Annotated in this window: 17 protein-coding genes; 7 read left to right on the forward strand and 10 right to left on the reverse strand. The window is 71.9% G+C overall.

Translation table 11 applies throughout. The annotated features are described in order from the left end of the window. Positions 1-162: 162 nt before the first annotated feature. Positions 163-1254, reverse strand: a complete 1092-nt coding sequence (gene apbC / locus KV106_RS27820; protein ID WP_261213927.1) for an iron-sulfur cluster carrier protein ApbC — start codon at positions 1252-1254, stop codon at positions 163-165. Positions 1255-1330: 76 nt separating this feature from the next. Here apbC and KV106_RS27825 point away from each other — a divergent pair, with 76 nt between their 5' ends. After that, positions 1331-2548 carry a patatin-like phospholipase family protein gene (locus KV106_RS27825; protein WP_261213929.1) on the forward strand — a complete coding sequence of 406 codons (1218 nt, stop codon included), beginning with the start codon at positions 1331-1333 and terminating at the stop codon, positions 2546-2548. A gap of 11 nt (positions 2549-2559) precedes the next feature. Here KV106_RS27825 and KV106_RS27830 read toward each other — a convergent pair whose 3' ends face one another. The 4 genes from KV106_RS27830 to KV106_RS27845 form a co-directional block, all read right to left on the reverse strand. Beyond that, complete coding sequence (locus tag KV106_RS27830) at positions 2560-3240, reverse strand: YceH family protein (protein ID WP_261213931.1); 681 nt, start codon at positions 3238-3240, stop codon at positions 2560-2562. 31 nt (positions 3241-3271) lie between these two features. Next, positions 3272-4000, reverse strand: coding sequence for a phosphodiester glycosidase family protein (locus KV106_RS27835; RefSeq protein ID WP_261213934.1), 729 nt, complete (start codon positions 3998-4000; stop codon positions 3272-3274). 27 nt (positions 4001-4027) lie between these two features. Continuing rightward, positions 4028-5059 (reverse strand): isocitrate/isopropylmalate dehydrogenase family protein, encoded by a 1032-nt coding sequence (locus KV106_RS27840; protein WP_261213936.1) that lies wholly within the window; start codon positions 5057-5059, stop codon positions 4028-4030. 112 nt (positions 5060-5171) lie between these two features. Further along, the gene (locus KV106_RS27845; RefSeq protein WP_261213937.1) at positions 5172-5537 is read right to left on the reverse strand and encodes a DUF4180 domain-containing protein; all 366 of its coding nucleotides are present in this window, start codon (positions 5535-5537) and stop codon (positions 5172-5174) included. Positions 5538-6286: 749 nt separating this feature from the next. Between KV106_RS27845 and metG the strand changes: the two genes are divergently transcribed. Both metG and KV106_RS27860 read left to right on the forward strand, forming a co-directional pair. Continuing rightward, positions 6287-8383, forward strand: coding sequence for a methionine--tRNA ligase (gene metG / locus KV106_RS27855; protein WP_261213939.1), 2097 nt, complete (start codon positions 6287-6289; stop codon positions 8381-8383). A gap of 29 nt (positions 8384-8412) precedes the next feature. Next, the gene (locus tag KV106_RS27860; protein ID WP_177239243.1) at positions 8413-8631 is read left to right on the forward strand and encodes a hypothetical protein; all 219 of its coding nucleotides are present in this window, start codon (positions 8413-8415) and stop codon (positions 8629-8631) included. A gap of 23 nt (positions 8632-8654) precedes the next feature. On the opposite strand, the gene KV106_RS27865 is transcribed toward KV106_RS27860, so the two are convergent. After that, positions 8655-9407, reverse strand: a complete 753-nt coding sequence (locus KV106_RS27865; protein WP_261213943.1) for a response regulator transcription factor — start codon at positions 9405-9407, stop codon at positions 8655-8657. Positions 9408-9546: 139 nt separating this feature from the next. Here KV106_RS27865 and KV106_RS27870 point away from each other — a divergent pair, with 139 nt between their 5' ends. Beyond that, entirely contained in the window at positions 9547-10980 is a 1434-nt protein-coding gene (locus KV106_RS27870; RefSeq protein WP_057597498.1) for an amidase, read from the forward strand. Between the two features lie 4 nt (positions 10981-10984). Here KV106_RS27870 and KV106_RS27875 read toward each other — a convergent pair whose 3' ends face one another. The 4 genes from KV106_RS27875 to KV106_RS27890 all read right to left on the reverse strand — a co-directional run bounded on the left by KV106_RS27875 (position 10985) and on the right by KV106_RS27890 (position 17777). Then, positions 10985-14527: an autotransporter outer membrane beta-barrel domain-containing protein gene (locus tag KV106_RS27875; protein WP_261213947.1), complete on the reverse strand. Its 3543-nt coding sequence runs from the start codon at positions 14525-14527 to the stop codon at positions 10985-10987. A gap of 131 nt (positions 14528-14658) precedes the next feature. Next, complete coding sequence (locus KV106_RS27880; protein WP_261213948.1) at positions 14659-16476, reverse strand: sensor histidine kinase; 1818 nt, start codon at positions 16474-16476, stop codon at positions 14659-14661. Then, entirely contained in the window at positions 16476-17189 is a 714-nt protein-coding gene (locus KV106_RS27885) for a response regulator (RefSeq protein ID WP_057597655.1), read from the reverse strand. Before KV106_RS27885 ends, KV106_RS27880 begins: the two co-directional genes overlap by 1 nt. Positions 17190-17270: 81 nt before the next feature. Then, the gene (locus KV106_RS27890) at positions 17271-17777 is read right to left on the reverse strand and encodes a YjgB family protein (protein WP_261213951.1); all 507 of its coding nucleotides are present in this window, start codon (positions 17775-17777) and stop codon (positions 17271-17273) included. Between the two features lie 41 nt (positions 17778-17818). Between KV106_RS27890 and KV106_RS27895 the strand changes: the two genes are divergently transcribed. The 3 genes from KV106_RS27895 to nadB all read left to right on the forward strand — a co-directional run bounded on the left by KV106_RS27895 (position 17819) and on the right by nadB (position 20650). After that, complete coding sequence (locus KV106_RS27895) at positions 17819-18025, forward strand: DUF3460 family protein (RefSeq protein WP_057597652.1); 207 nt, start codon at positions 17819-17821, stop codon at positions 18023-18025. Between the two features lie 75 nt (positions 18026-18100). Beyond that, on the forward strand, positions 18101-18943 hold the full coding sequence (locus KV106_RS27900) for a segregation and condensation protein A (RefSeq protein ID WP_261213953.1): 843 nt from the start codon (positions 18101-18103) through the stop codon (positions 18941-18943). A 126-nt stretch (positions 18944-19069) separates the two neighbouring features. Beyond that, entirely contained in the window at positions 19070-20650 is a 1581-nt protein-coding gene (gene nadB, locus KV106_RS27905; RefSeq protein WP_261213955.1) for an L-aspartate oxidase, read from the forward strand. Positions 20651-20687: the final 37 nt, after the last annotated feature.

Genomic DNA, 20687 nt, shown 5'->3' on the forward strand with positions numbered 1-20687 from the left:
TGTCCAGGCTCACGTCGATGGGGTACTCCCCGCAGCGAAATAAAGGAGGAGGCCGCAGGCCGGGGGACATTCGCGGAGGGGAGTACCCCGTCGGCGTGAGCCCGCTCCCGCACGTAGCTCCACCGAAAAGAAGCACAACCCACCAAGCCCCCGCAACCCATCCTAGGTACTCTTGCTGACCGTGATCGTCGGAAACTTCGCCGAGAAATCCTTGGCCTTCTCGGCAATGCCCACCGCCACCTGCAGCGCCACGGCACGGTAGAGCCCGGCGATCTCGCCCTCGGGATCGGCCACCACCGTGGGCTTGCCGCTGTCGGCCTGCAGCCGGATGTCGATCGACAAGGGCAGCGCGCCCAGGTAGGCCATGCCATTCTGCTCGGCCAGCTTCTTGCCGCCATCGGCGCCGAAGATGTGTTCGACGTGGCCGCAGTTCGAGCACACGTGCACCGCCATGTTCTCGACCAGGCCGAGGATCGGCACGCCGACCTTCTCGAACATCTTGATGCCCTTCTTGGCGTCGAGCAGCGCGATGTCCTGCGGCGTGGTCACGATCACCGCGCCGGTCATCGGCACGCGCTGGCTCAGCGTGAGCTGGATGTCGCCGGTGCCCGGGGGCATGTCGACGATCAGGTAGTCGAGGTCCTTCCAATTGGTCTGGCGCAGCAGCTGCTCGAGCGCCTGCGTGGCCATCGGGCCGCGCCAGATCATGGCCTGATCGGCGTCGACCAGGAAGCCGATCGACATCACCTGCACGCCGTGGTTCTCCAGCGGCTCCATGGTCTTGTTGTCGGTGCTCTCGGGGCGGCCCTCGATGCCCATCATCATCGGCTGGCTCGGGCCGTAGATGTCGGCGTCGAGCAGGCCCACGCGCGCGCCCTCGGCCGCCAGCGCCAGCGCCAGGTTGGCCGCGGTGGTGCTCTTGCCCACGCCGCCCTTGCCCGAGGCCACGGCCACGATGTTCTTCACGTTGGGCATCAGCTGCACGCCGCGCTGCACCGCATGGCTGATGACCCTGGTCGTGATGTTGACCGACACGTTGTCCACGCCCGGCACCGTCTTGGCCGCGGCCACCAGGGCCTTGCGCAGCGCCGCGTGCTGGCTCTTCGCGGGATAGCCGAGCTCGATGTCGAAGGACACGTCGCCCTCCGAGACCTGCAGGTTCTTGAGCGCGCGGGTGGACACGAAGTCCTTGCCGGTGTTGGGGTCTGCGACGCTCTTGAGCGCGTTCGAGACTGCCTCGGGGGTGATGGCCATTGATCTAACTCCTGGAAGGCGGGTAGTCTAGTGCGCCCCACCCGGGGCGACCTCCAACGCCTCGAATAACCGAAAAATGCCAGAGACAAGCCCCGCGACGACCGGCCTGCTGCTCACCGGCGGCGGCGCCCGCGCCGCCTACCAGGTGGGGGTGCTGCAGGCCATCGCCGAGATCCGGCGCGCGGCCGGCGCCGCCGGTGGCGGCAACCCCTTCCCGGTCATCACCGGCACCTCGGCCGGCGCCATCAACGCGGCCGTGCTGGCCTGCGGCGCCGACGACTTCGACGCCGTGGTGGCCCACATCGCGCAGTTCTGGGGCGAATTTCGCGCCGGCCAGGTCTATCGCGCCGATTCGCTCTCGGTCATCGGCAGCGGCGCGCGCTGGCGCATGCTGCTGGGCCTGGGGCGCTTCGCGGCCAACTGGATGCGCGTGAAGCCGCGCTCCCTGCTCGACAACACGCCGCTGTCGCAGATGCTCGAGCGCATGGTGCCGCTGGACCGCCTGCCGAAGCTGATGCAGCAGGGCCACCTGCGGGCGCTGGCGGTCACGGCCTCGAGCTACAGCTCGGGCGAGCACGTGACCTTCTTCGAGTCGGGCACGCCGATGGCGCCCTGGGTGCGCTCGCAGCGGCTGTCGGTGGGCTGCCGCATCTCGCACGCCCACCTGCTGGCCTCGGCCGCGATCCCCTTCGTGTTCCCGGCCACGGCGCTGCCGATGGAAGGCCACACCGAGTACTTCGGCGACGGCTCGATGCGCCAGTCGGCCCCGATCGCCGCGGCCATCCACCTGGGCGCGCAGCGCATCGTGGTGATCGGCGCGGGTCGCATGCACGAGCCGCGCGAGGCGCCCGCGCCCAACACCCACAGCGGCTACCCGACCATGGCGCAGATCGCGGGCCATGCGCTGTCGAGCATCTTCCTCGACGCGCTGGCGGTCGACATCGAGCGCCTGCGCCGCATCAACCACACGCTGGGCCTGATCCCCGAGGAGGCGCGCGCCGAGAGCGCGCTGCGACCGATCGACCTGCTGGTGATCTCGCCCTCGGAACGCCTCGACGTGATCGCCGCGCGCCACGTCGACGCCCTGCCCGGCGCCGTGCGCCACCTGCTCGGCGGCTCGCAGGTCGCGGCCGACGTCAAGGGCGGCGCGCTCGCGAGCTACCTGCTGTTCGAGTCGGGCTACACGCGCGAACTGATGGCACTCGGGCATGCCGACGCGATGAAGCAGCGCGAGGAGGTGCTGCGCTTCTTCGGCTGGGAGGAGGCGCTGCAGCCGCAATCGACGGAGGCCTGAGCGCCGGCCGTTCAGCCCGCGTCGGAAATCCCGAGCTCCGAGCACACCCGCCCGAGCAGCGCCTTGAGCTGCGCCACCTCGGCCTCGAGCCGCGCCACGTTGGCCTTGAGCGCCGCCACCTCGCCCAGCGAGACATCGTGCGCGGCGCGCGGCGCCTCGTAGCCGCCCGCGGGCGCGGCCTCCTCGGCCGGCGTGCCGCTCAGCAGGTGCGCCCAGCGGCTCTCGCGCGCGCCGGGCAGGCGTGCGAGCTTCACCACCAGCGCGCCGGCCGAGCGCTCGGACAGCTCGTCGAGGAAGCCCTCGACCGAGGAGATGTCGGCGAAGTTGTGCATGCGGTCGCAGGCGATGCGCAGCTCGCCCGCGGTCTGCGGGCCGCGCAGCATCAGCACCGTGAGCAGGATCACCGACTGCGAGGGAATGCGCAGCACGCGGTCGATGTTGTGCTCATAGCGCCAGGCGCGGCCGCCGCTGGTCTCGGCCACCAGGCTGTAGCCCTTGAGGCTGTCGATCGCGGCCTGCACCTGCGACTCGCTGAGCTCGAGCACCGGGTTGCGGCTGGTCTTCTGGTTGCAGCCCGACACCAGCGCGTTGAGCGTCAGCGGATAGCTGTCGGGCACGGTGCGCTGCTTTTCGGCCAGCACGCCGAGGACGCGGGTTTCGACAAGGGACAGGACGGGCAGCGCAGTGGTCATGGCTCGGCGGGAAAACGAAGGGGAACGGGATTCAGGGCGAAACGACCGCGAGTATGGGCCCGAGCTCGCGCACGAAGTCGCTGCGCCCGAGCGCGGTCGAATGCAGGGCCGAGACGGTGCCGTCGAGATAGAGCGCGTCGCGGCAGTGCAGCACGTCGCGGAAATAGAGCGCGAACTCGTGGAAGTTCACGGGCGTCTCGCTGAGCACGAAGATCGCCGTGTGGCCCGACACGCCGACGCCGTTGCGGATCTTGCGCGAGGGCGAGTCGACGATGAACGAGCGATGCACCGCGCCATGGCGCAGCAGCAGCGGGCCCGACTGGGTGGCGATCGACAGGCCGCGCAGCCGCGGCGCGAGCGCCGGGTATTCCGACGACTCGATCACGCGCGGCCCCTCGTCCGAGACCAAGAACACGCCGTTGGGCCGGAGGAAGAAATTGCCGGTGCCGACCTCGAGGTTGAGCGGCGACTCCTCGCGGCCCTCGCGCACCAGGAGGCCCACGGGCGCGAAGTCGGCGTGGTACATGCCGGCATTTACCGCGAAGTCGAGCCGGCGCCCGCGCTCGGCCAGCCAGGCCTGCAGCCGGTCGAAGCGCTTGAAGGCGGTGCCGCTGTCATCGTTGAGGAACAGCGAGAGCCGGTCCTTGCGCAGGTCGACGCGCACCACCGTGTAGCGCGCCGGCTCGGCGCGCGCCGACGCTGCCAGGCCCAGCACGAGCCCCGCCACCAGCATCGACAGCCACAGCAGGCGCCTGGGCATCGGGATCGTCGGCCGGCGCGCCGCGCCTCAGGCGTTCTGGATGCGCGCCACCAGCGCCTTCGTGAAGGCCCCGGTGCCGGCGCTGCCGCCCAGGTCGCCGGTGCGCACCTGGTCGATGTTGAGCGTGTCGTCGATGGCCTGGCGCAGGCGCGTGGCGAGCTCGGGCAGCTTGCAGTGATCGAGCATCAGCGCGGCCGCAAGCATCAGCGCGATCGGGTTCGCGATGCCCTTGCCCGCGATGTCGGGCGCCGAGCCGTGCACCGCCTCGAAGATCGCGGCGTTGGTGCCGATGTTGGCGCCGGGCGCCATGCCCAGGCCGCCGACCAGGCCCGCCACCAGGTCCGACAGGATGTCGCCGAACAGGTTGGTGGTGACCAGCATGTCGAACTGCCAGGGGTTGAGCACCAGCTTCATCGCGCAGGCGTCGATGATGACCGTGTCGAGTTCGAACTGGCCCTTGTATTTCTTCTCGTAGAGGTCGAGGCCGGTCTCGAGGAAGATGCCCGTGAGCGCCTTCATGATGTTGGCCTTGTGCACGATCGTGACCTTCTTGCGGCCGGTGGCCACGGCGGTCTGGAACGCGTACTCGAGGATGCGGCGGCTGCCCTGGCGCGTGTTGATGCCGGTGGCCATGGCCACGGCATGCGGGTCGCCGTCGATCGGCACGTAGTGCTCGTGGCCGATGTACAGGCCCTCGAGGTTCTCGCGCACCACCATCAGGTCGATCTTGTCGAAGCGCCCGCCCGGGATGATGGTGCGCGCCGGGCGCAGGTTGGCGTAGAGCTCGAACTCCTCGCGCAGCCGCACGTTCGACGAACGGTAGCCGCCGCCCGAGGGCGTCTCGAGCGGGCCCTTGAGCGCGAGCCGGGTGCGGCGGATGCTGTCGAGCGTGGCCGCGGGCAGCGGATCGCCCGAAGCCTTGACACCGCCCAGGCCGGCGATCTGGCGGTCCCATGTGAAGGGCGCCTTCAGCGCGTCGAGCGCGGCCAGCGTGGCGTCGACGATCTCGGGGCCGATGCCGTCGCCGGGGATCAGGGTTGCGGGAATGGGGGTGGTCATGAGGGGCGCCCTTGGTCGAGGAATGGGGAGTCGCGGCCGCCGGGGCGCGCGGAGGCCGAAGAATAACGCCGGGCCCATGGCACCGCCTTGACGAGGCCCGGCGTCGCGAGGGTCATTCGCGGGCCAGCCAGGCCAACGCCTCCTCGCGGCTGTCGAGGAAACGGCAGTAGCGGCCCTGGCGGGCCTCGCGCAGGTATTCGGCGAAGCGCTCGCCATGCTCGGCCGCGGGCGACACCACCACGGCCGCGCGCAGGCGGTAGGTCTGCAGCTTCTCGAGGAATTCGCCCGCGAAGCGGGTGCGCAGCGCGAAGAAGGCCGGCGGCAGCACGGCCTCGTCGAGCAGCAGGCGGTCGGTGTCGTGCTCGAAGCAGGCGCCGACCACGTCGGTGGCCTCGCGGGCGTCGGTCAGCGGATGGGTCCATTCGACGATGCGCGCCGGGCCGTGGACCAGCAGCGCGTGGCGGGCGGACGCGTTCATGGCGCGATCTCCTGGTCGAGCAGCGATGCCCGCGCCACGACCCGGCCCGGCCCGGCGCCAGCAGCGCGCCCGGCGCGATCACCGCGTTGGCGCCGATGCGCGCGCCGTCGCCGACCAGGGCGCCGAACTTCTCGCAACCGGTGGGCCGCAGCGTGCCGTCCGCGCCGCGCACCAGGATCTCCTTGGCGGCGCGCTCGTTGCGGTGGTTGCAGACGATGCTGCCGGCCTCCAGGTTGACGCCCGCGCCCAGCACCGAATCGCCGACGAAGTTGAAGTGCGCGAGCGCGGTGCCCGCGAACACGAAGGAGGACTTGAGCTCGGCGCCCGGCCCGATGCTGCAGCGCGCGTCGAGCCAGTTGCCGCCGCGCAGGTAGGCGCCCGCGGCGATGAAGCAGCCCGGCCCCACGACCAGCGGGCCCTTGAGCACCGCGCCGGGCTCGACGGTGGCGCTGCGGTGCACGGCCACGTCGCCGTCGATGTCGTAGTCGGCGGCCGGCAGCGCCGCCAGCAGCCGGCGCACGATGGCCGGCGCCTGCGGCGGCAGCGCCCAGGGCGCCAGCGCGGCCCAGGGCGCGAGTGGCGAGGCGGCCAGGGTGGCGACGTGGGCCTGGAGAAGATCGGAGTCGGCGGGGTGCGGCATGGGGTCGATGCTGCCATCGAACCCGCCGGAACGCGGCGCCACCTAAAATGCCCGGTTCTCCCGCTGCGTCGCTTCCGACGCTCCCGCAACTCCGAAAGCGCCTCCCCCGATGTCCGCCCCGCGCAAGCTCTTCGTCACCACCGCCCTGCCGTACGCCAACGGCAAGTTCCACATCGGCCACATGATGGAGTACATCCAGGCCGACATCTGGGTGCGGAACCAGCGAATGAACGGTGCCGACGTCAACTTCGTCTGCGCCGACGACGCGCACGGCGCGGCGATCACCATCGCGGCCGACAAGGCCGGCGTGACGCCGCAGGCCTTCGTGGCCGAGATCGCCGCGGGCCGCAAGCAGTACCTCGACGGCTACCACATCGCCTTCGACAACTGGCACTCGACCGACGGCCCCGAGAACCACCAGCTGGCGCAGGACATCTACCGCGACCTGCGCGCCAACGGCCTGATCAGCACCAAGAGCGTCGAACAGTTCTACGACCCCGAGAAGGGCATGTTCCTGGCCGACCGCTTCATCAAGGGCGAGTGCCCGAACTGCCACTCGAAAGACCAGTACGGCGACAACTGCGAGGTCTGCGGCGCGGTCTACGCGCCCACCGAGCTGATCAATCCCTACTCGGCGCTCTCGGGCGCCAAGCCCGAGCTGCGCAGCTCCGAGCACTTCTTCTTCAAGCTGTCGGACCCGCGCTGCGAGGCCTACCTCAAGGAATGGACCGCCGCGCCCGGCCATGTGCAGCCCGAGGTGCAGAACAAGATCCGCGAGTGGCTCTACAAGGACGACGAGGGCAAGGGCGGCCTCGGCGACTGGGACATCAGCCGCGACGCACCCTACTTCGGCATCGAGATCCCCGATGCGCCGGGCAAGTACTTCTACGTCTGGCTCGACGCACCCGTGGGCTACCTGGCCTCGCTCAAGAACCTGCTCGACAAGCGCTGCATCGAACTCGGCGGCGACGGCATCTCGTACACCGAGTACATGGCCGATCCCGAGCTCGAGCAGGTGCACTTCATCGGCAAGGACATCATCACCTTCCACACGCTGTTCTGGCCCGCGATGCTGCACTTCAGCGGCCGCAAGGCGCCCGACGCGGTCTACGTGCACGGCCACCTGACGGTCAGCGGCGAGAAGATGAGCAAGAGCCGCGGCACCGGCATCGACCCGCTCAGGTACCTGTCGCTCGGCCTCAACGCCGAATGGCTGCGCTACTACATCGCGGCCAAGCTCAACGGCCGCAACGAGGACATCGACTTCAACCCCGAAGACTTCGTCGCGCGCGTCAACAGCGACCTGGTGGGCAAGTACATCAACATCGCGAGCCGCGCGGCCGGCTTCATCGGCAAGCGCTTCGGCGGCAAGCTCGGCGAGGTGTCGGCCGATGGCGACGCGCTGCTGTTCGCGCTGCGCGAGGCGGCCGGCGAGGTCCATGCGCTCTACGACGGCCGCGACTATGCGCGCGCGCTGCGCGAGGTGATGGCGCTGGCCGACAAGGTCAACGAATACGTCGACCAGAACAAGCCCTGGGAACTGGCCAAGAAGGAAGGCGCCGAGGCGCGGCTGCACGACGTGTGCACGGTCTGCATCGAGGCCTTCCGCCTGCTCACGCTGTACCTCAAGCCGGTGCTGCCGGCGCTGGCCGCGAACGTCGAGGCCTTCCTGAAGATCGCGCCGCTCGAGTGGGCCGATGCCGCGCAGGCGCTGCCCGCGGGCCATGCGATCGGCGAGTACAAGCACCTGATGCAGCGTGCCGACGCCAAGGTGGTCGACCAGCTGTTCGACGCGCCCGAGCCGGTGGCGGCCCCCGCCGCCGAACCCGCGGCGGATGCGCTGCCCGGCGGCGAGGCCATCGCGCCCACCATCGGCATCGACGACTTCGTGAAGATCGACTTGCGCATCGCGAAGATCGTGGCCTGCGAGAAGGTCGAAGGCTCGACCAAGCTGCTGCGCCTCACGCTCGACGCCGGCGAAGGCAAGACGCGCAACGTGTTCAGCGGCATCGCCTCGGCCTATCAGCCCGAGCAGCTCGTGGGCAAGCTCACGGTGCTGGTCGCGAACCTCGCGCCGCGCAAGATGAAGTTCGGCGTCAGCGAAGGCATGGTGCTCGCCGCCAGCCACGCCGACGAGAAGGCCCAGCCGGGCATCCACGTGCTCGAGCCCTGGCCCGGCGCCACGCCCGGCATGCGCGTGCGCTGAATCCCGCGTTCTTCCGAAGAGGTCCCGCCATGACGACACCGCTGCCGATGTTCTTTCGCGCCACCCTCGCGGCGGCGCTGCTGGCCGTGCTCGGCGGCTGCGCGGTGGTCTCGGTGGCGAGCACCGCGGTCAGCGTAACCGCGGGCGCCGTGGGCCTCGCGGCCGACGCGGCGATCGGCACCGCGCGCATCACCGGCAAGGCGGTGGGCGCGGCGGCCGATGCGGTGATTCCCGACGGCGACAAGTAAGCGAGCAGGCGCGGCGTTCGGGCCTATGCGGCCTGCGCGCCCACCAGCCGCGCCATCTGCACCTTGCTCGTGACACCCAGCTTGGCATAGACCTGCCGCAGGTGATGGCGCACCGTGGCCGGCGAGCTGCCGAGCGTGCGCGCCACCATCTTGTAGCTCTGCCCCTGCGCGAACAGCCGCGCCACCTCGGCCTCGCGGCGGCTCAGCAGCGTGAGGGCAGCCGGCGCCGGCACCGGCGCCTCGTGCAATCCCAGCCCCTGCACCAGCACCAGGTGCGGCATCAGCAGCTCGACCAGCGCCTGCGCGCGCGCCCCGAGGCCGGCCGCCTCGCGGCTGTAGAGCGACAGGTGCATCCACCACGGCGAACCGGGCGCGGGCACGATCACGCTGAGCGCCTGGCCGATGCCGTGGTCGGCCGCGAAGGCGCGCATCGAGGCCACGGGCGGCAGCTCGTGCGCGGCCAGCGCGACGCCATGGCCGGGCTGCGCCATGGCCGCCGGCACCACGGGATCGATATGCCGCACGCGGCACCAGTCGTTCACGAAACCGGGCGCCAGGCCGCGCGTGTGGCCGCCCTGCGGCCGCAGGGTGCCAGCCTCGAACAGCGAGCGGCCGAACCAGGCGCCGTCGAAGGCGATGTGGCGCGCCAGCCAGTCGAGCAGCGCGCCCGCGCCCAGCCGCTCGGGCTCGGCCGCCAGCGGATAGAGGCCGAGCAGCATCGCACCGAGCTGCTCGGCGGGAACGCCCGACACCGACGGAAAAGCCTGCTGCGCCATGCGGCGCGATCTTAGGCGCGCGCCGTGCGCGCGGGGCACGGAGATTCCCGCATCGTTCATCTGAACGACTGCCGCGATTGCCGAGCCCCACCTACGCTGCGGGCGGCCTTTCACTCCAACGAAGACACAGGACCCCGCCATGCATCTCGCCGACTACAGCCGCCTCGACGCCACCGCGCTCGCCGACGCCATCCGCCGCAAGGAGACCACCGCCGCCGAGGCGCAGCGCTGCGCGCGCGAGGCCGCGGCCGCGCTGAACCCGCAACTCAACGCCATCATCGAGCTGTTCGACGCGCCGCTCGCGCACGAGGCGCAGGGTCCGTTCGGCGGCGTGCCCTTCCTCATCAAGGACCTGGTGCTGCAGGCCGAGGGCGTGCGCTGCCAGGCCGGCAGCCGGCTGTTCGGAGCGGGCCTGCCCGCGCCGGCCGACAGCGCGCTGATGGCGCGCTTCCGCCGCGCGGGCTTCGCCACGCTGGGGCGCACGCACACGCCCGAGTTCGGCTTCAACGCCACCACCGAGAGCGCCTTCGGCGGCGCCACGCGCAACCCCTGGAACCCAGCGCACAGCACGGGCGGCTCCAGCGGCGGCTCGGCCGCGGCGGTGGCCGCGGGCATCGTGCCGGTCGCGCATGCCAACGACGGCGGCGGCTCGATCCGCATCCCGGCCGCGGCCTGCGGCCTGGTCGGGCTCAAGCCCAGCCGCGGCCGCGTCAGCGCGGGCCCGGGCTACGGCCTGCCGCTGATGGGGCTGGGCATCGAGGGCGTGGTGTGCCGCACGGTGCGCGATGCCGCCGGCGCGCTCGACGCGATGCACGGCCCCGAGCTCGGCGATCCCTTCCTGATGGCGCCGCCCGCGCAGCCCTATGCGCAGGCCATCGGCACGCCGCCGCGCCGGCTGCGCATCGCGGTCACGACGCAGTTCCCGGGCACGCAGCCGGCCGCGCGCGCCTGCGTCGAGGCGGTCGAGGCCACGGCGGCGGTGCTCGCCGACCAGGGCCACGTCGTGGAATGGGACACGCCCGCCTATGCGCACGAGGCCTTCCTCGCGGCCACGCGCACCTTCTGGTCCTCGTTCCTCGCGGCCGGCGTGGCGGGGGTGGCGCAGGCGCTGCAGATCACCGTCGACCAGGCGCTGGCCCAGGTGCAGGCCTGCACGCGCGCCACCGCCGAGCACGGGCTGCGGCTGAGCGCGCTCGACCTGGAACTGGCGCTGATGCAGATGAACGCGGTGTCGCGCGAGGTCGCGCCCTTCTTCGCGCGGCACGACATCCTGCTCTCGCCCACGATGCGCACCCCGCCGGTGGCGCTGGGCGTGCTCGACCAGGACGATGCCGCGCGCGATGCGCAGGGCTTCTTCGACCACCTGTTCGACTACGCCGCCTGCACCCCGCTGGCCAACCTCACGGGCCAGCCCGCGATCTCGCTGCCGCTGGCAATGGCCGGCGACCTGCCGATCGGCGTGCAGTGCATGGCGCCGATGGGCGACGAGGCCACGCTGCTGCAACTCGCGGCGCAGCTCGAGCAGGCGATGCCCTGGAGCGCGCGGCGGCCGGCGCTGCACGCGGCGGCCTGAGTCCTCACCAGCGCACGTTGATCCCCGCGCTCGCCTGCACCGAGGCGCGCGAGCGCAGGTTGCCGTCGAGCGCGAAGCGGCGGCCCAGTTCGCCGTAGACGCTGACCGCGGGCCCGAGGCGCCACGAGAAGCCGCCCGCGAGCTCGGCCGAGGTGCCGCTCGCGCCGCTCGCGATGTCGGTGGAGGCGGCCGGCCCCGCGAAGCGCGCGATATCGTGGCCGGCCGAGGCCTTGTAGACGTTGAGCCGGCCATAGGGCTCGACCACGCCATCGCCCGCGGCGATGCGGCCTTTCAGGCGCAGGCCGGCGCGCAGCAGCCAGCCGTTGGCGCTGTCCTGCGACACCACCGCGGCGGGGATCAGCGCCTCGTCGATCGAGCGGCTCTGGTGGATCAGCTGCAGCTGCGGCTCGAGCGCCCAGCCGGCGCCGAGCTCGAAGGGCTGGCCGATCTCCACCGAGGCCACGGTGCTGCGGCCCTTGCCCTCGACCGGCAGTGCGGCCAGCGGACGGGCCGTGTAGTCGTGGCGGCCGAACTGCAGCACCGCGTCGGCATAGAAGCCCGCGGCATTCGCATAGGTGGCGTAGCCGCCGAGGTAGCGGCTGCGCAGGTCGGTGCGGCCGATGGCGCCCCACAGCCCGCTCGCGAAGCCCTGCACGTCGGCCTTGCCCTCGAGCTGGCCCACGTAGACGCCGGCGCGCCAACCGGCGCCGGCCCAGAGGTCGGTGCCGGCCTGGAAACCGCCCAGGTGCATCTCGCTGCGCGGGTCGACCGCGCCGCGCTGCGCCAGCGTCGGATCGGCCACGATGACGCGGCCCCAGGCGCGGCGCAGGGGCGGGCCGTCGCCGGCGGCCGGCAGCGCGCCGCTGCGCTGGTGCAGGTTCGACAGCATCGTGAGGTCGCTCTCGCGCAGTTGCGCGGGCAGCGCGGCGAGCATCGGCACCTGCACGCGGTAGGCCGGGCGCTCGACCGGCACGGGGGCCGGCGGCAGCGTCGGCGGGGGCGCGGGCGGCGGCTCGGCGCTGCCGCCGCCGGACGAAGGCGGCGCGGGGGGCGGAGGGGGTGGCGGCGGGGGCGGCGTCACCCCCACGCTCGAGCGCAGGTACCAGTTCTCGCCGAGCCCCTGCGCATCGGCCGCGTGCAGCCGGTATTCGAAGGCGCCCGCGTCCACGTGGCCGCCCACGAGCGCGAAGGCGTCGCGCGTGGTCTGCGCGGTGGTGGTGGCGCCATTGATCGCGCTCACGACCTCGATGCCGTCGCCGGTGGTCAGCGCGCCCAGGCCGCCGAGGTTGACGATCTGCACCTGGGTGCGGCCCGTGACGCTGGCGGCGGCATTGGCGCGCAGGCCGGTCGCGGTGGCGCTCACGGTGCCGGCCTTCAGGGCGAGGGTCTCCTCGCGGACGCCGCCGTCGATCACCAGCCGGTCGCTGAGGCTGCCGCTGTCGCCGAGCCGCGTGCCCAGGCGCAGGGTGCCGTCCTGCCCCACATAGGGACCGCGCACGGTCAGCCGCGTGCCGGGCTCGGTGCCGACCAGCGAGACCGTGCCCGCCACCGTGAGGCCGGCCACGGTCTGGTCGTGGCCCGCGAGGTCGAGCGTGCCGCCGCGGCGCACGTCGTGGTGCGAGGCCTCGCTGAAGGTGTTGGCGCGGCCCGCGCGCAGCACGCCCTCGTCGACCGCGGTGACGCCGCCGTGGTCGTTGCGGCCCGCGAGCACCAGCGTGCCGGGGCCGGTCTTGAGGATGCCGCCCGGGCCCTCGATGCCCACGTTGAAGGTGGCGGTGACGCCCGCGTCGACGCGCACCGGCGCTTCGTCCAGCTGCGGCACCAGCCGCCCGGGCAGCGAGCCCTCGGCATGCGAGCCCTCCTCGAGCCGGTAGCCGTCGCTGCGGAACTGCATGCCCTTGAAGTCGAACAGGCCGTCGATGGTGACCGCGCCCGCGCGGCCCTGGAAGATCGCCATGTTGCCGTTCCAGGCCTCCGCGTTGCGCCCCGCGATGTCGGTCCATTGCGGCTCGAGATAGCGCCAGTTGCCGTCGCCGCCCGCGACCACGCCGTCGCCGGCCGTGCCGCCGCCGTCCCAGAACTGGTTGGTGCCGACCGCGCCGCCGCTGACCTCGAGCTCCACCGTCGAGCCGCGCACGTGCACGGCGTGCGTGAAGCCCGTGGGCATGGCGCCGAGCTCGAGGCCGTTGTCGGCGATGCTGCCGTCGACCCGCATCAGGGTCTGCACGCCGTTGCCGTAGCCCACGCGCTCGCTGACGTCGAGGCTGCCGTCGAGCGTGAGGTTGCCGGCCACGGTGACGAGGTCGCCGGCGCCCGGCACGCCCGGCGTGCCGAGGTCGTAGTGCAGCCGGCTGCCGGGATCGAGTGTCAGGTCGCCGAGCACGGCGAAGGTGCCCACGCCGCCGTCGCCGGGCGCCAGCGTGCCGCCCGCGCGCACCGTGGCCGCCTTCACCTGCCCGAGGCCGCCCAGCGTGGCGCCACTCGCCACCTCGACCGTGCTGCGCGGCAACGCGCCGTTGACCAGCAGCGTGCCGCCGAGCACGCGGGTGCGGCCGTCGGTGTCGTGCGCGCCGCCGAGCGCCAGGGTGCCGGCGTTCTCCTTGTCGATCGCGATGCTGCCGCCGATGGCGCCGTCGTAGGCCACGCGGCCCGGGCCGCGGTCGAACACCACGCGGCCGAAGCCCGAGAGGTTGCCCGTGATGGAGCCCGCGTTCGCGCCGTCGCCCACGCGCAGCGTGCTGCCCAGCACGATGTCGCCGCCCTGGGTGTTGTCGCCGGTCAGCGTGACCGGGCTCGAGACCTCGAGCCGGCCCGGGCCGGAGATCGCCGCGCCCAGCACCAGCGGCGCCGTGCCGGCGCGCGAGATGGCCAGCGTCGAGCCCGGCGTGGCGAGCACGATGCGCTCGGCCACCAGCGCATCGACCGGGGTCTCGCCGATCACCAGCACATGGCCGTCGGCCGTGCCCGCCTGCCCGAGCTGCAGCGTGCCCGCGCTCACGCGCGCGCCCTCGTCGAGCTGCATCATCCCGGTGCCGCTGCGGCCGATCTGCAGCTCGCCGGCGACGTTGAGCGCGCTGCCCGCGCCGCTCAGCGACACCGTGTTCTCGGTGCCGCCGCCGCCCTGCGAGACGAAGCGCGCGGCATTCACGATGCCGCCGCCGCCGATGCGCAGCAGGGTCTGCACGTCGCGGCCGTCGCTGCTGCCGAGGTTGAACAGGCCCGTGTCGAGCCGGCCCGCGCCCTCCACCACCATCAGCGTGCCGTTGGAGGCATCGACCGAGGCCGCGCTGGCCGGGCCCGAGACGATGCCGACGACGGTGCCCGGCACGAGGTTCACGGTCACGGCCGTGCCGGCGCCGGGCACGCCCGCGCTCCAGTTGGCGGCGTTGAACCAGTCGGCGCGCGCCATGTCGGCATAGGGCGGCGCGGAGGTCCACGCGCTCTGCGCGAAGGCGCGCGGCAAGGCGGATGCGCACACCAGGCCGGCGACGGCGGCGGCGATCAGGGTCGGCGTGAAGACGGCACGCGGCCGGGAAGCAGGTGTCATGGCGAGGAGGCGCAAAGGGGTGGAACGACCCGTGCGCACGAGGCCTGGCGGGCCTGTGCGATGCGCAGCGGGGGCTGCGTTCGAATCTAGGAAAACGGGGCGCGCGGCGCGCCCCATAAAGATGGCGGTTCCTACGCCAGCGGCAGCCGCAGCACCACGCGCGTGCCGGGCTCGGCCTTCTCGATGCGCAGTTCGACGCCGGCCTGCGCGGCGCGCTGGCGCATCGAGCGCAGGCCGTTGCCGCGCGCCTCGCCGAGGCCGCAGCCGTCGTCGCGCAGCACGATCTCGATGGCATCGCCACCGACCGTCGTGCTGACCGCCGCGCTGACCGCGAGCACGCGTGCGCGCGCATGCTGCAGCACGTTCGAGATCGCCTCCAGCAGCATGTACTGCAGGTGCCGCGTGGCCTCGTCGGAATCGCAGCGCCAGCGCGGCAGGTTCGCCACCGACCAGTCGAGCGCGAGCCCCGCGGCCTCGATGCGCGGCTGCAGCCGGAAGCGCATGCTCGCGAGCAGCGCGTTGGCGTCGCCGGCCGGCAGGTTGATGGCATCGATCGACAGCCGCAGCTGGTCGAGCGATTCGCGCAGGGTCTGCATCACCTCCGACTTGGTGGCCACGCCGCGCTCGAGCTGCAGCATGGCGGTGATCAGGTGCGCGCCGGCGCCGTCGTGCATGTCGCGCAGGATGCGGGCGCGCTCGGCCGCGACCGCGCTCGCATGCTCGAGCCGGCGCAGCTCGGCATGCTTGTCGGCCAGCTCGGATTCGCGCAGGCGGATGCGGTCCTCGAGTGACAGATGGAGCTGGCGCAGTTCCTCGCGCGTGCGCTGGAAGCGGATGCCCACGATGGCGAGGATCGCGAGGCTCACCAGCACGGCCGCGAACTTGGTCCAGCCGGCCTCGTCGAAGCGCTCGACCAGGAGCCGCGCGATCACGCTGTCGCGCACCAGCGCGACCCAGCCCGCGACCAGGATCAGCAGCATCCAGGCGCGCTCGCCGGCCCGGTGGCGCCAGGTCTCCCAGCCCAGTCGCAGCGACAGCGCGAGCCAGCCGGCCACCAGCAGCAGGATCCAGCCGAGCACCCAGTTCTGCGTCTGCTGCAGCGTGCCGAGCGCCAGTGCCACCGGGCCCAGGCCCAGCACGCCCCAGACCAGCCATTGCTCGCGCCGCGGCCGGCCGTGCCAGACCTCCCGGATCACGAGGTAGGTGGCGATGTGGCCGAGCCAGAACACCGCGAGCACCACCTTGAACCAGCTCGGCCAGGCGAGCAGGCCCTCCTCCCACCAGGTGGCGGCGATGCGCAGGCTCCACAGCGCCTCGCACAGCGCGGCCCAGCCGTAGACGGCCTCGCGCTGCTGCGCCCACAGCATCAGGCAGAACACCGCCACCAGCAAGCTGAACAGCGTGATCACGCGCGGCAGGGTGACGTGGCGCCATTCGAGCGCGTCCCACTGCGGCTGCAGCAGGCGCTCGGCGCCCAGGCGCACCGGCGCGATGCCGGCGCGGCGCGAGGGATCGGCGCGCACGGCGATCTCGAGCAGGTTCTCGCCGTCGCGCAGCAGCGAGGGCGGCACGCGCAGCCACAGCGGGCGGCGGTTCGACCAGCCGTCGTTGATCTGCTCGAGCTTGCCGGCGGCCGCGATCACCTGGCCGTTGAGCTTCACGCGGTAGGCGTTGCCGATGCGGCTGACGAGCAGCGCCTGCGGCTCGTCGGCATGGCCCGCGGGCGCGGCGAAGCGGATGCGCACCTGGGCCCAGCCGACGGCGCGCGGCCAGTGGGCGTCCCAGTGCAGCGGCAGCGTGACCTCGGCCGGCGGCGGCGAAGGGCGGCCGACGAAGCGCAGCTGCAGTTCGCCGCGGTCGAGCGCAAGCACCTCGTGGGTGCCCCCTGCCGCGGCAGGCGCCAGCAAAGCGGCGACCAGCACGAGGACGGCAAGCAGCAGGCGGCGCATCAGCCCAGCATGCGCCCCAGCAGCCCCATGCGGCTGGCCTCGAACACGGCCTCGCCGCGCGAATGCACCGCGAGCTTGCTGTAGAGGTTCTTGATGTGGCCCTGCACCGTGTGCTTGGTCACGCCCTGCAGGCGCGCGATTTCGCCGTACGAGTAGCCGCGCGAGATCAGCTCCAGCACCTCGGTCTCGCGCGGGGTCAGCATCATGGCGGCCGCCGGGTCGGGCGCGGCCGCGGGCCGGGCGTCGGCGCCGCCGCGCACGTGCAGCAGCAGCTTGCGCGCGATCATCGGCGAGATCGGCGAGGCGCCGTGCTTGATGTCGACGATCACCTGCGCGATGTCGGCCGGCGAGGAGTCCTTCTGGATGTAGCCCACCGCGCCCGCGCGCACGCAGTCGAGCACCGTGTCCTCGTCGCCGAAGACCGAGACCACCAGCACCTCGCAGGCCGGCTGGCTGCGCACCACCTGGCGCAGCAGCTCGAGCGCATGGCCGTCGGGCAGCGCGAGGTCGGTCAGCAGGATGTCGGCCTGGTGGCTGTCGAACCAGGCCACGGCCTCGGCCATCAGGCCCAGCGAGGCAACCAGCTCGAGTTCGGGATGGGCCGCAATGCAGGCCTCGAAGAAATGCCGGACCTCGGCATCGTCCTCGAGCAATGCGACGCGCCAGCGCAGCGCGGGGAAGGAAGCGGCGGGAATGGCGGCGGCGTCGGGCATGGCGGTGGCGCCGAGCTTAGTCGGCGCCGCGCGCTTCGCGCCCCCCATTTTCATGGGGTGACCGGGGCGCGTTTCCCGGCCTCAGGGCGCCTCGGTGCCGCGGTCGGGCGAGGAGCCGCTGCGCACCACGCGCTGGTCGTCGTTGAGCACCGCGGTGAACACCATCGGCGAGTTGGGCGGCTGCACCCAGCGCCATTCCCATTCGTACTCGCGGCGCAGCGGATAGGGCGTGACCTTGGCGGGCTTGCCGAGCATCTTGCGCAGGTCCTCCATCGCCATGCCGTTGGTCACGCGCGCGAAGTTCTCGGGCGTGAGCACCTGGCGCAGCGCGCTCATCTTTCCGTCGGCGCCGATGGTGATCATGTAGTTCTTCTGGCCCTGGGGCTGGCGGTTGTATTCGAACACCCGGCCGCCGGGCGCGTCCCAGACGTTCTCGGGTTCGCCGAAGCGCGCGCGCACGTCGGCCTCGGTCGACACGCCCTCCTCGAGCTGCTCGATGCGCTGCGAATCGCAGCCCGCGACGAGGGCCGCCACCACCGCCAGCCACACGGCCGCCACCCCGATCCGCCAGACTCGTACCTGCCCCATGCTGTCCCCCGGTAAAATTCGCGCCCACAAAGGTTCAGTCTATGTCCATCTTCCGCCGCCCCCACTACACCTCCGAGATCACCAGCTTCATCGACGAGATGAAAACCAAGAAGCCGACGCTCGAGGCGGAACAGCGCGCGGGCCGCGCCCTGCTCTGGGACAAGCACCTCGACCGCGGCCTGCTCGAGGAATACGCGGAAGCCCGCGTACCGCAGCAGCCCTACGTCTACCAGACCCAGGCCAAGTAAGAACATGATGCCGATGCGGCATCCGTCGCCCGCCAATGCTGGGCACGGCGCTACTTTTTCGATAGCGCCTGCCCGATGAGCGGACCGCGCGACGAGGACAGCGACACGCTGGTCGTGGCCATGCCCGAGGTGGTCGACCAGGTCGCGCTCGCCCGGCTCTACGGCGAGCCGCTGTTCGCGATGCCGAAGGACCTGTACATCCCGCCCGAGGCGCTGCAGGTCTTCCTCGAGGCCTTCGAGGGCCCGCTGGACCTGCTGCTGTACCTGATCCGCAAGCAGAACTTCAACATCCTCGACATCCCGATGGCCGCGCTGACGCGGCAGTACCTGAGCTACGTCGACGAGATCCGCCAGACCAACCTCGAGCTCGCAGCGGAATACCTGCTGATGGCCGCGATGCTGATCGAGATCAAGTCGCGCATGCTGCTGCCGCCCAAGAAGGCGGCCGAGGGCGAGGAAGCCGAGGACCCGCGCGCCGAGCTCGTGCGCCGGCTGCTCGAGTACGAGCAGACCAAGCTGCAGGCCGCCTCGCTCAACGCGATGCCGACCTACGGGCGCGACTTCTGGCGCGCCCAGGTCTACATCGAGCAGTCGCTCAAGCCGCGCTTCCCCGAGGTGGCGGTGGTCGACCTGCGCGATGCCTGGGCCGACATCATGAAGCGCGCCAAGCTCGTGCAGCACCACAAGATCTCGCGCGAGGAACTCAGCGTGCGCGAGCACATGAGCATCGTGCTGCGCCACCTGCAGGGCCAGCGCTTCGTGGAGTTCGAGAAGCTGTTCGACGTCTCGCGCGGCGCGCCGGTGATGGTCGTGACCTTCATCGCGATGCTCGAGCTGGCCAAGGAAACGCTGATCGAGATCACGCAGGCCGAGGCCTTCGCGCCGATCTACGTGCGGCTGGCCTACTCCCCAGCCTGAGTCCCATGCGGCCCACCTCCTTCGCGCGCCGCCCGGCGGCGCGGCAACTTCCTCTCACCCTGCCGTCGGGCCGGACCGGTGCGCTGCCGCACCACCGACCCTGACCCTCGTCCCTTCCCGCGCGCCATGGCCTCCTCCCTCGATTTCGACGTCCTCATCGTCGGCAGCGGCCTCGCCGGGCTCTCCGCGGCTCTGCTGCTGGCGCCCACGCACCGCGTGGCGGTGCTGACCAAGCGCGCGCTGGCCGACGGCTCGAGCGGCTGGGCCCAGGGCGGCATCGCGGCGGTGCTGGCCGCGGGCGACAGCTTCGACGCCCATGTCGACGACACGCTGGTGGCCGGCGCCGGACTGTGCGATGCGGCCGCCACGCGCTTCGTGGTCGAGCACGCGCCCGAGGCCATCGGCTGGCTGCGCGAGCTCGGCGTGCCCTTCTCCGAGGAGGACGGCGACCTGCACCTCACGCGCGAGGGCGGCCACAGCCAGCGCCGCATCGTGCACGTGACCGACGCCACCGGCGCGGCCGTGCAGCAGGTGCTGATCGAGCGCGTGCGCCGCACGCCCAACGTCACGCTGTTCGAGCACCACACGCTGGTCGACCTGGTCGCCGGCGAGCGGCTCGGTGCGCCCGAGGCGGGCTGCGCGGGCCTCTACGCGCTCGACGACGCCAGCGGCGACGTGCTGGCCTTCCGCGCGCCGCACACCATCCTGGCGACGGGCGGCGCGGGCAAGGTCTACCTCTACACCACCAACCCCGACACCGCCACCGGCGACGGCATCGCGGCCGCCTGGCGCGCGGGCTGCCGGGTGTCGAACATGGAGTTCATCCAGTTCCACCCGACCTGCCTGTACCACCCGCATGCCAAGTCCTTCCTGATCAGCGAGGCGGTGCGCGGCGAAGGCGGGCTGCTCAAGTTGCCCGACGGGACCCGCTTCATGCCGCGGCACGACGGGCGCGCCGAACTCGCGCCGCGCGACGTGGTGGCGCGCGCGATCGACTTCGAGATGAAGAAGCATGGCCTGGACTGCGTGCACCTCGACATCTCGCACCAGAGCCCGGATTTCCTGCGCGCGCATTTCCCGAACATCCTCGCGCGCTGCGCCGAACTCGGCATCGACATCACGCGCGAGCCGATCCCGGTGGTGCCGGCGGCCCACTACACCTGCGGCGGCGTGGTCACCGACCTGGCCGGCCGCACCGACCTGCCGGGCCTCTACGCGATCGGCGAGACCGCCTGCACCGGGCTGCACGGCGCGAACCGGCTGGCCAGCAATTCGCTGGTGGAGTGCATGGTGTTCGCGCGCGCGGCGGCCGCGGCCATCGGCGCCGCGCCGGCGCGCGAAGCGGTGGCGCTGCCGGCCTGGGATGCGAGCCAGGTGACCGATGCCGACGAGGCGGTGGTGATCTCGCACAACTGGGACGAGCTGCGCCGCTTCATGTGGGACTACGTGGGCATCGTGCGCACCAACAAGCGCCTGGAGCGCGCCAGCCACCGCATCGCGCTGCTGCAGGCCGAGATCCACGAGTTCTACGCCAATTTCCACGTCACGCGCGACCTGCTCGAACTGCGCAACCTGGTGCAGGTGGCCGAGCTGATCGTGCGTTCCGCGCAGGCCCGCCACGAGAGCCGGGGCCTGCATTTCAGCCGCGACTATCCTTCGCTCGCCGAGCCCACCGCGCCCACGGTGCTGGTACCGGCCGACCGATAGACCCACCCGTTCCCGCTTTCTTCAACCCAGGATGCCC

It is taken from the genome of Variovorax endophyticus, assembly GCF_025376855.1.
GTDB lineage: Bacteria > Pseudomonadota > Gammaproteobacteria > Burkholderiales > Burkholderiaceae_C > Variovorax.

Coding starts and splice junctions, on each gene's coding strand:
- apbC (WP_261213927.1), bottom strand. CDS start 1,254: ATGGCCATCACCCCCGAGGCAGTCTCGAACGCGCTCAAGAGCGTCGCA.
- KV106_RS27825 (WP_261213929.1), top strand. CDS start 1,331: ATGCCAGAGACAAGCCCCGCGACGACCGGCCTGCTGCTCACCGGCGGC.
- KV106_RS27830 (WP_261213931.1), bottom strand. CDS start 3,240: ATGACCACTGCGCTGCCCGTCCTGTCCCTTGTCGAAACCCGCGTCCTC.
- KV106_RS27835 (WP_261213934.1), bottom strand. CDS start 4,000: ATGCCCAGGCGCCTGCTGTGGCTGTCGATGCTGGTGGCGGGGCTCGTG.
- KV106_RS27840 (WP_261213936.1), bottom strand. CDS start 5,059: ATGACCACCCCCATTCCCGCAACCCTGATCCCCGGCGACGGCATCGGC.
- KV106_RS27845 (WP_261213937.1), bottom strand. CDS start 5,537: ATGAACGCGTCCGCCCGCCACGCGCTGCTGGTCCACGGCCCGGCGCGC.
- metG (WP_261213939.1), top strand. CDS start 6,287: ATGTCCGCCCCGCGCAAGCTCTTCGTCACCACCGCCCTGCCGTACGCC.
- KV106_RS27860 (WP_177239243.1), top strand. CDS start 8,413: ATGACGACACCGCTGCCGATGTTCTTTCGCGCCACCCTCGCGGCGGCG.
- KV106_RS27865 (WP_261213943.1), bottom strand. CDS start 9,407: ATGGCGCAGCAGGCTTTTCCGTCGGTGTCGGGCGTTCCCGCCGAGCAG.
- KV106_RS27870 (WP_057597498.1), top strand. CDS start 9,547: ATGCATCTCGCCGACTACAGCCGCCTCGACGCCACCGCGCTCGCCGAC.
- KV106_RS27875 (WP_261213947.1), bottom strand. CDS start 14,527: ATGACACCTGCTTCCCGGCCGCGTGCCGTCTTCACGCCGACCCTGATC.
- KV106_RS27880 (WP_261213948.1), bottom strand. CDS start 16,476: ATGCGCCGCCTGCTGCTTGCCGTCCTCGTGCTGGTCGCCGCTTTGCTG.
- KV106_RS27885 (WP_057597655.1), bottom strand. CDS start 17,189: ATGCCCGACGCCGCCGCCATTCCCGCCGCTTCCTTCCCCGCGCTGCGC.
- KV106_RS27890 (WP_261213951.1), bottom strand. CDS start 17,777: ATGGGGCAGGTACGAGTCTGGCGGATCGGGGTGGCGGCCGTGTGGCTG.
- KV106_RS27895 (WP_057597652.1), top strand. CDS start 17,819: ATGTCCATCTTCCGCCGCCCCCACTACACCTCCGAGATCACCAGCTTC.
- KV106_RS27900 (WP_261213953.1), top strand. CDS start 18,101: ATGAGCGGACCGCGCGACGAGGACAGCGACACGCTGGTCGTGGCCATG.
- nadB (WP_261213955.1), top strand. CDS start 19,070: ATGGCCTCCTCCCTCGATTTCGACGTCCTCATCGTCGGCAGCGGCCTC.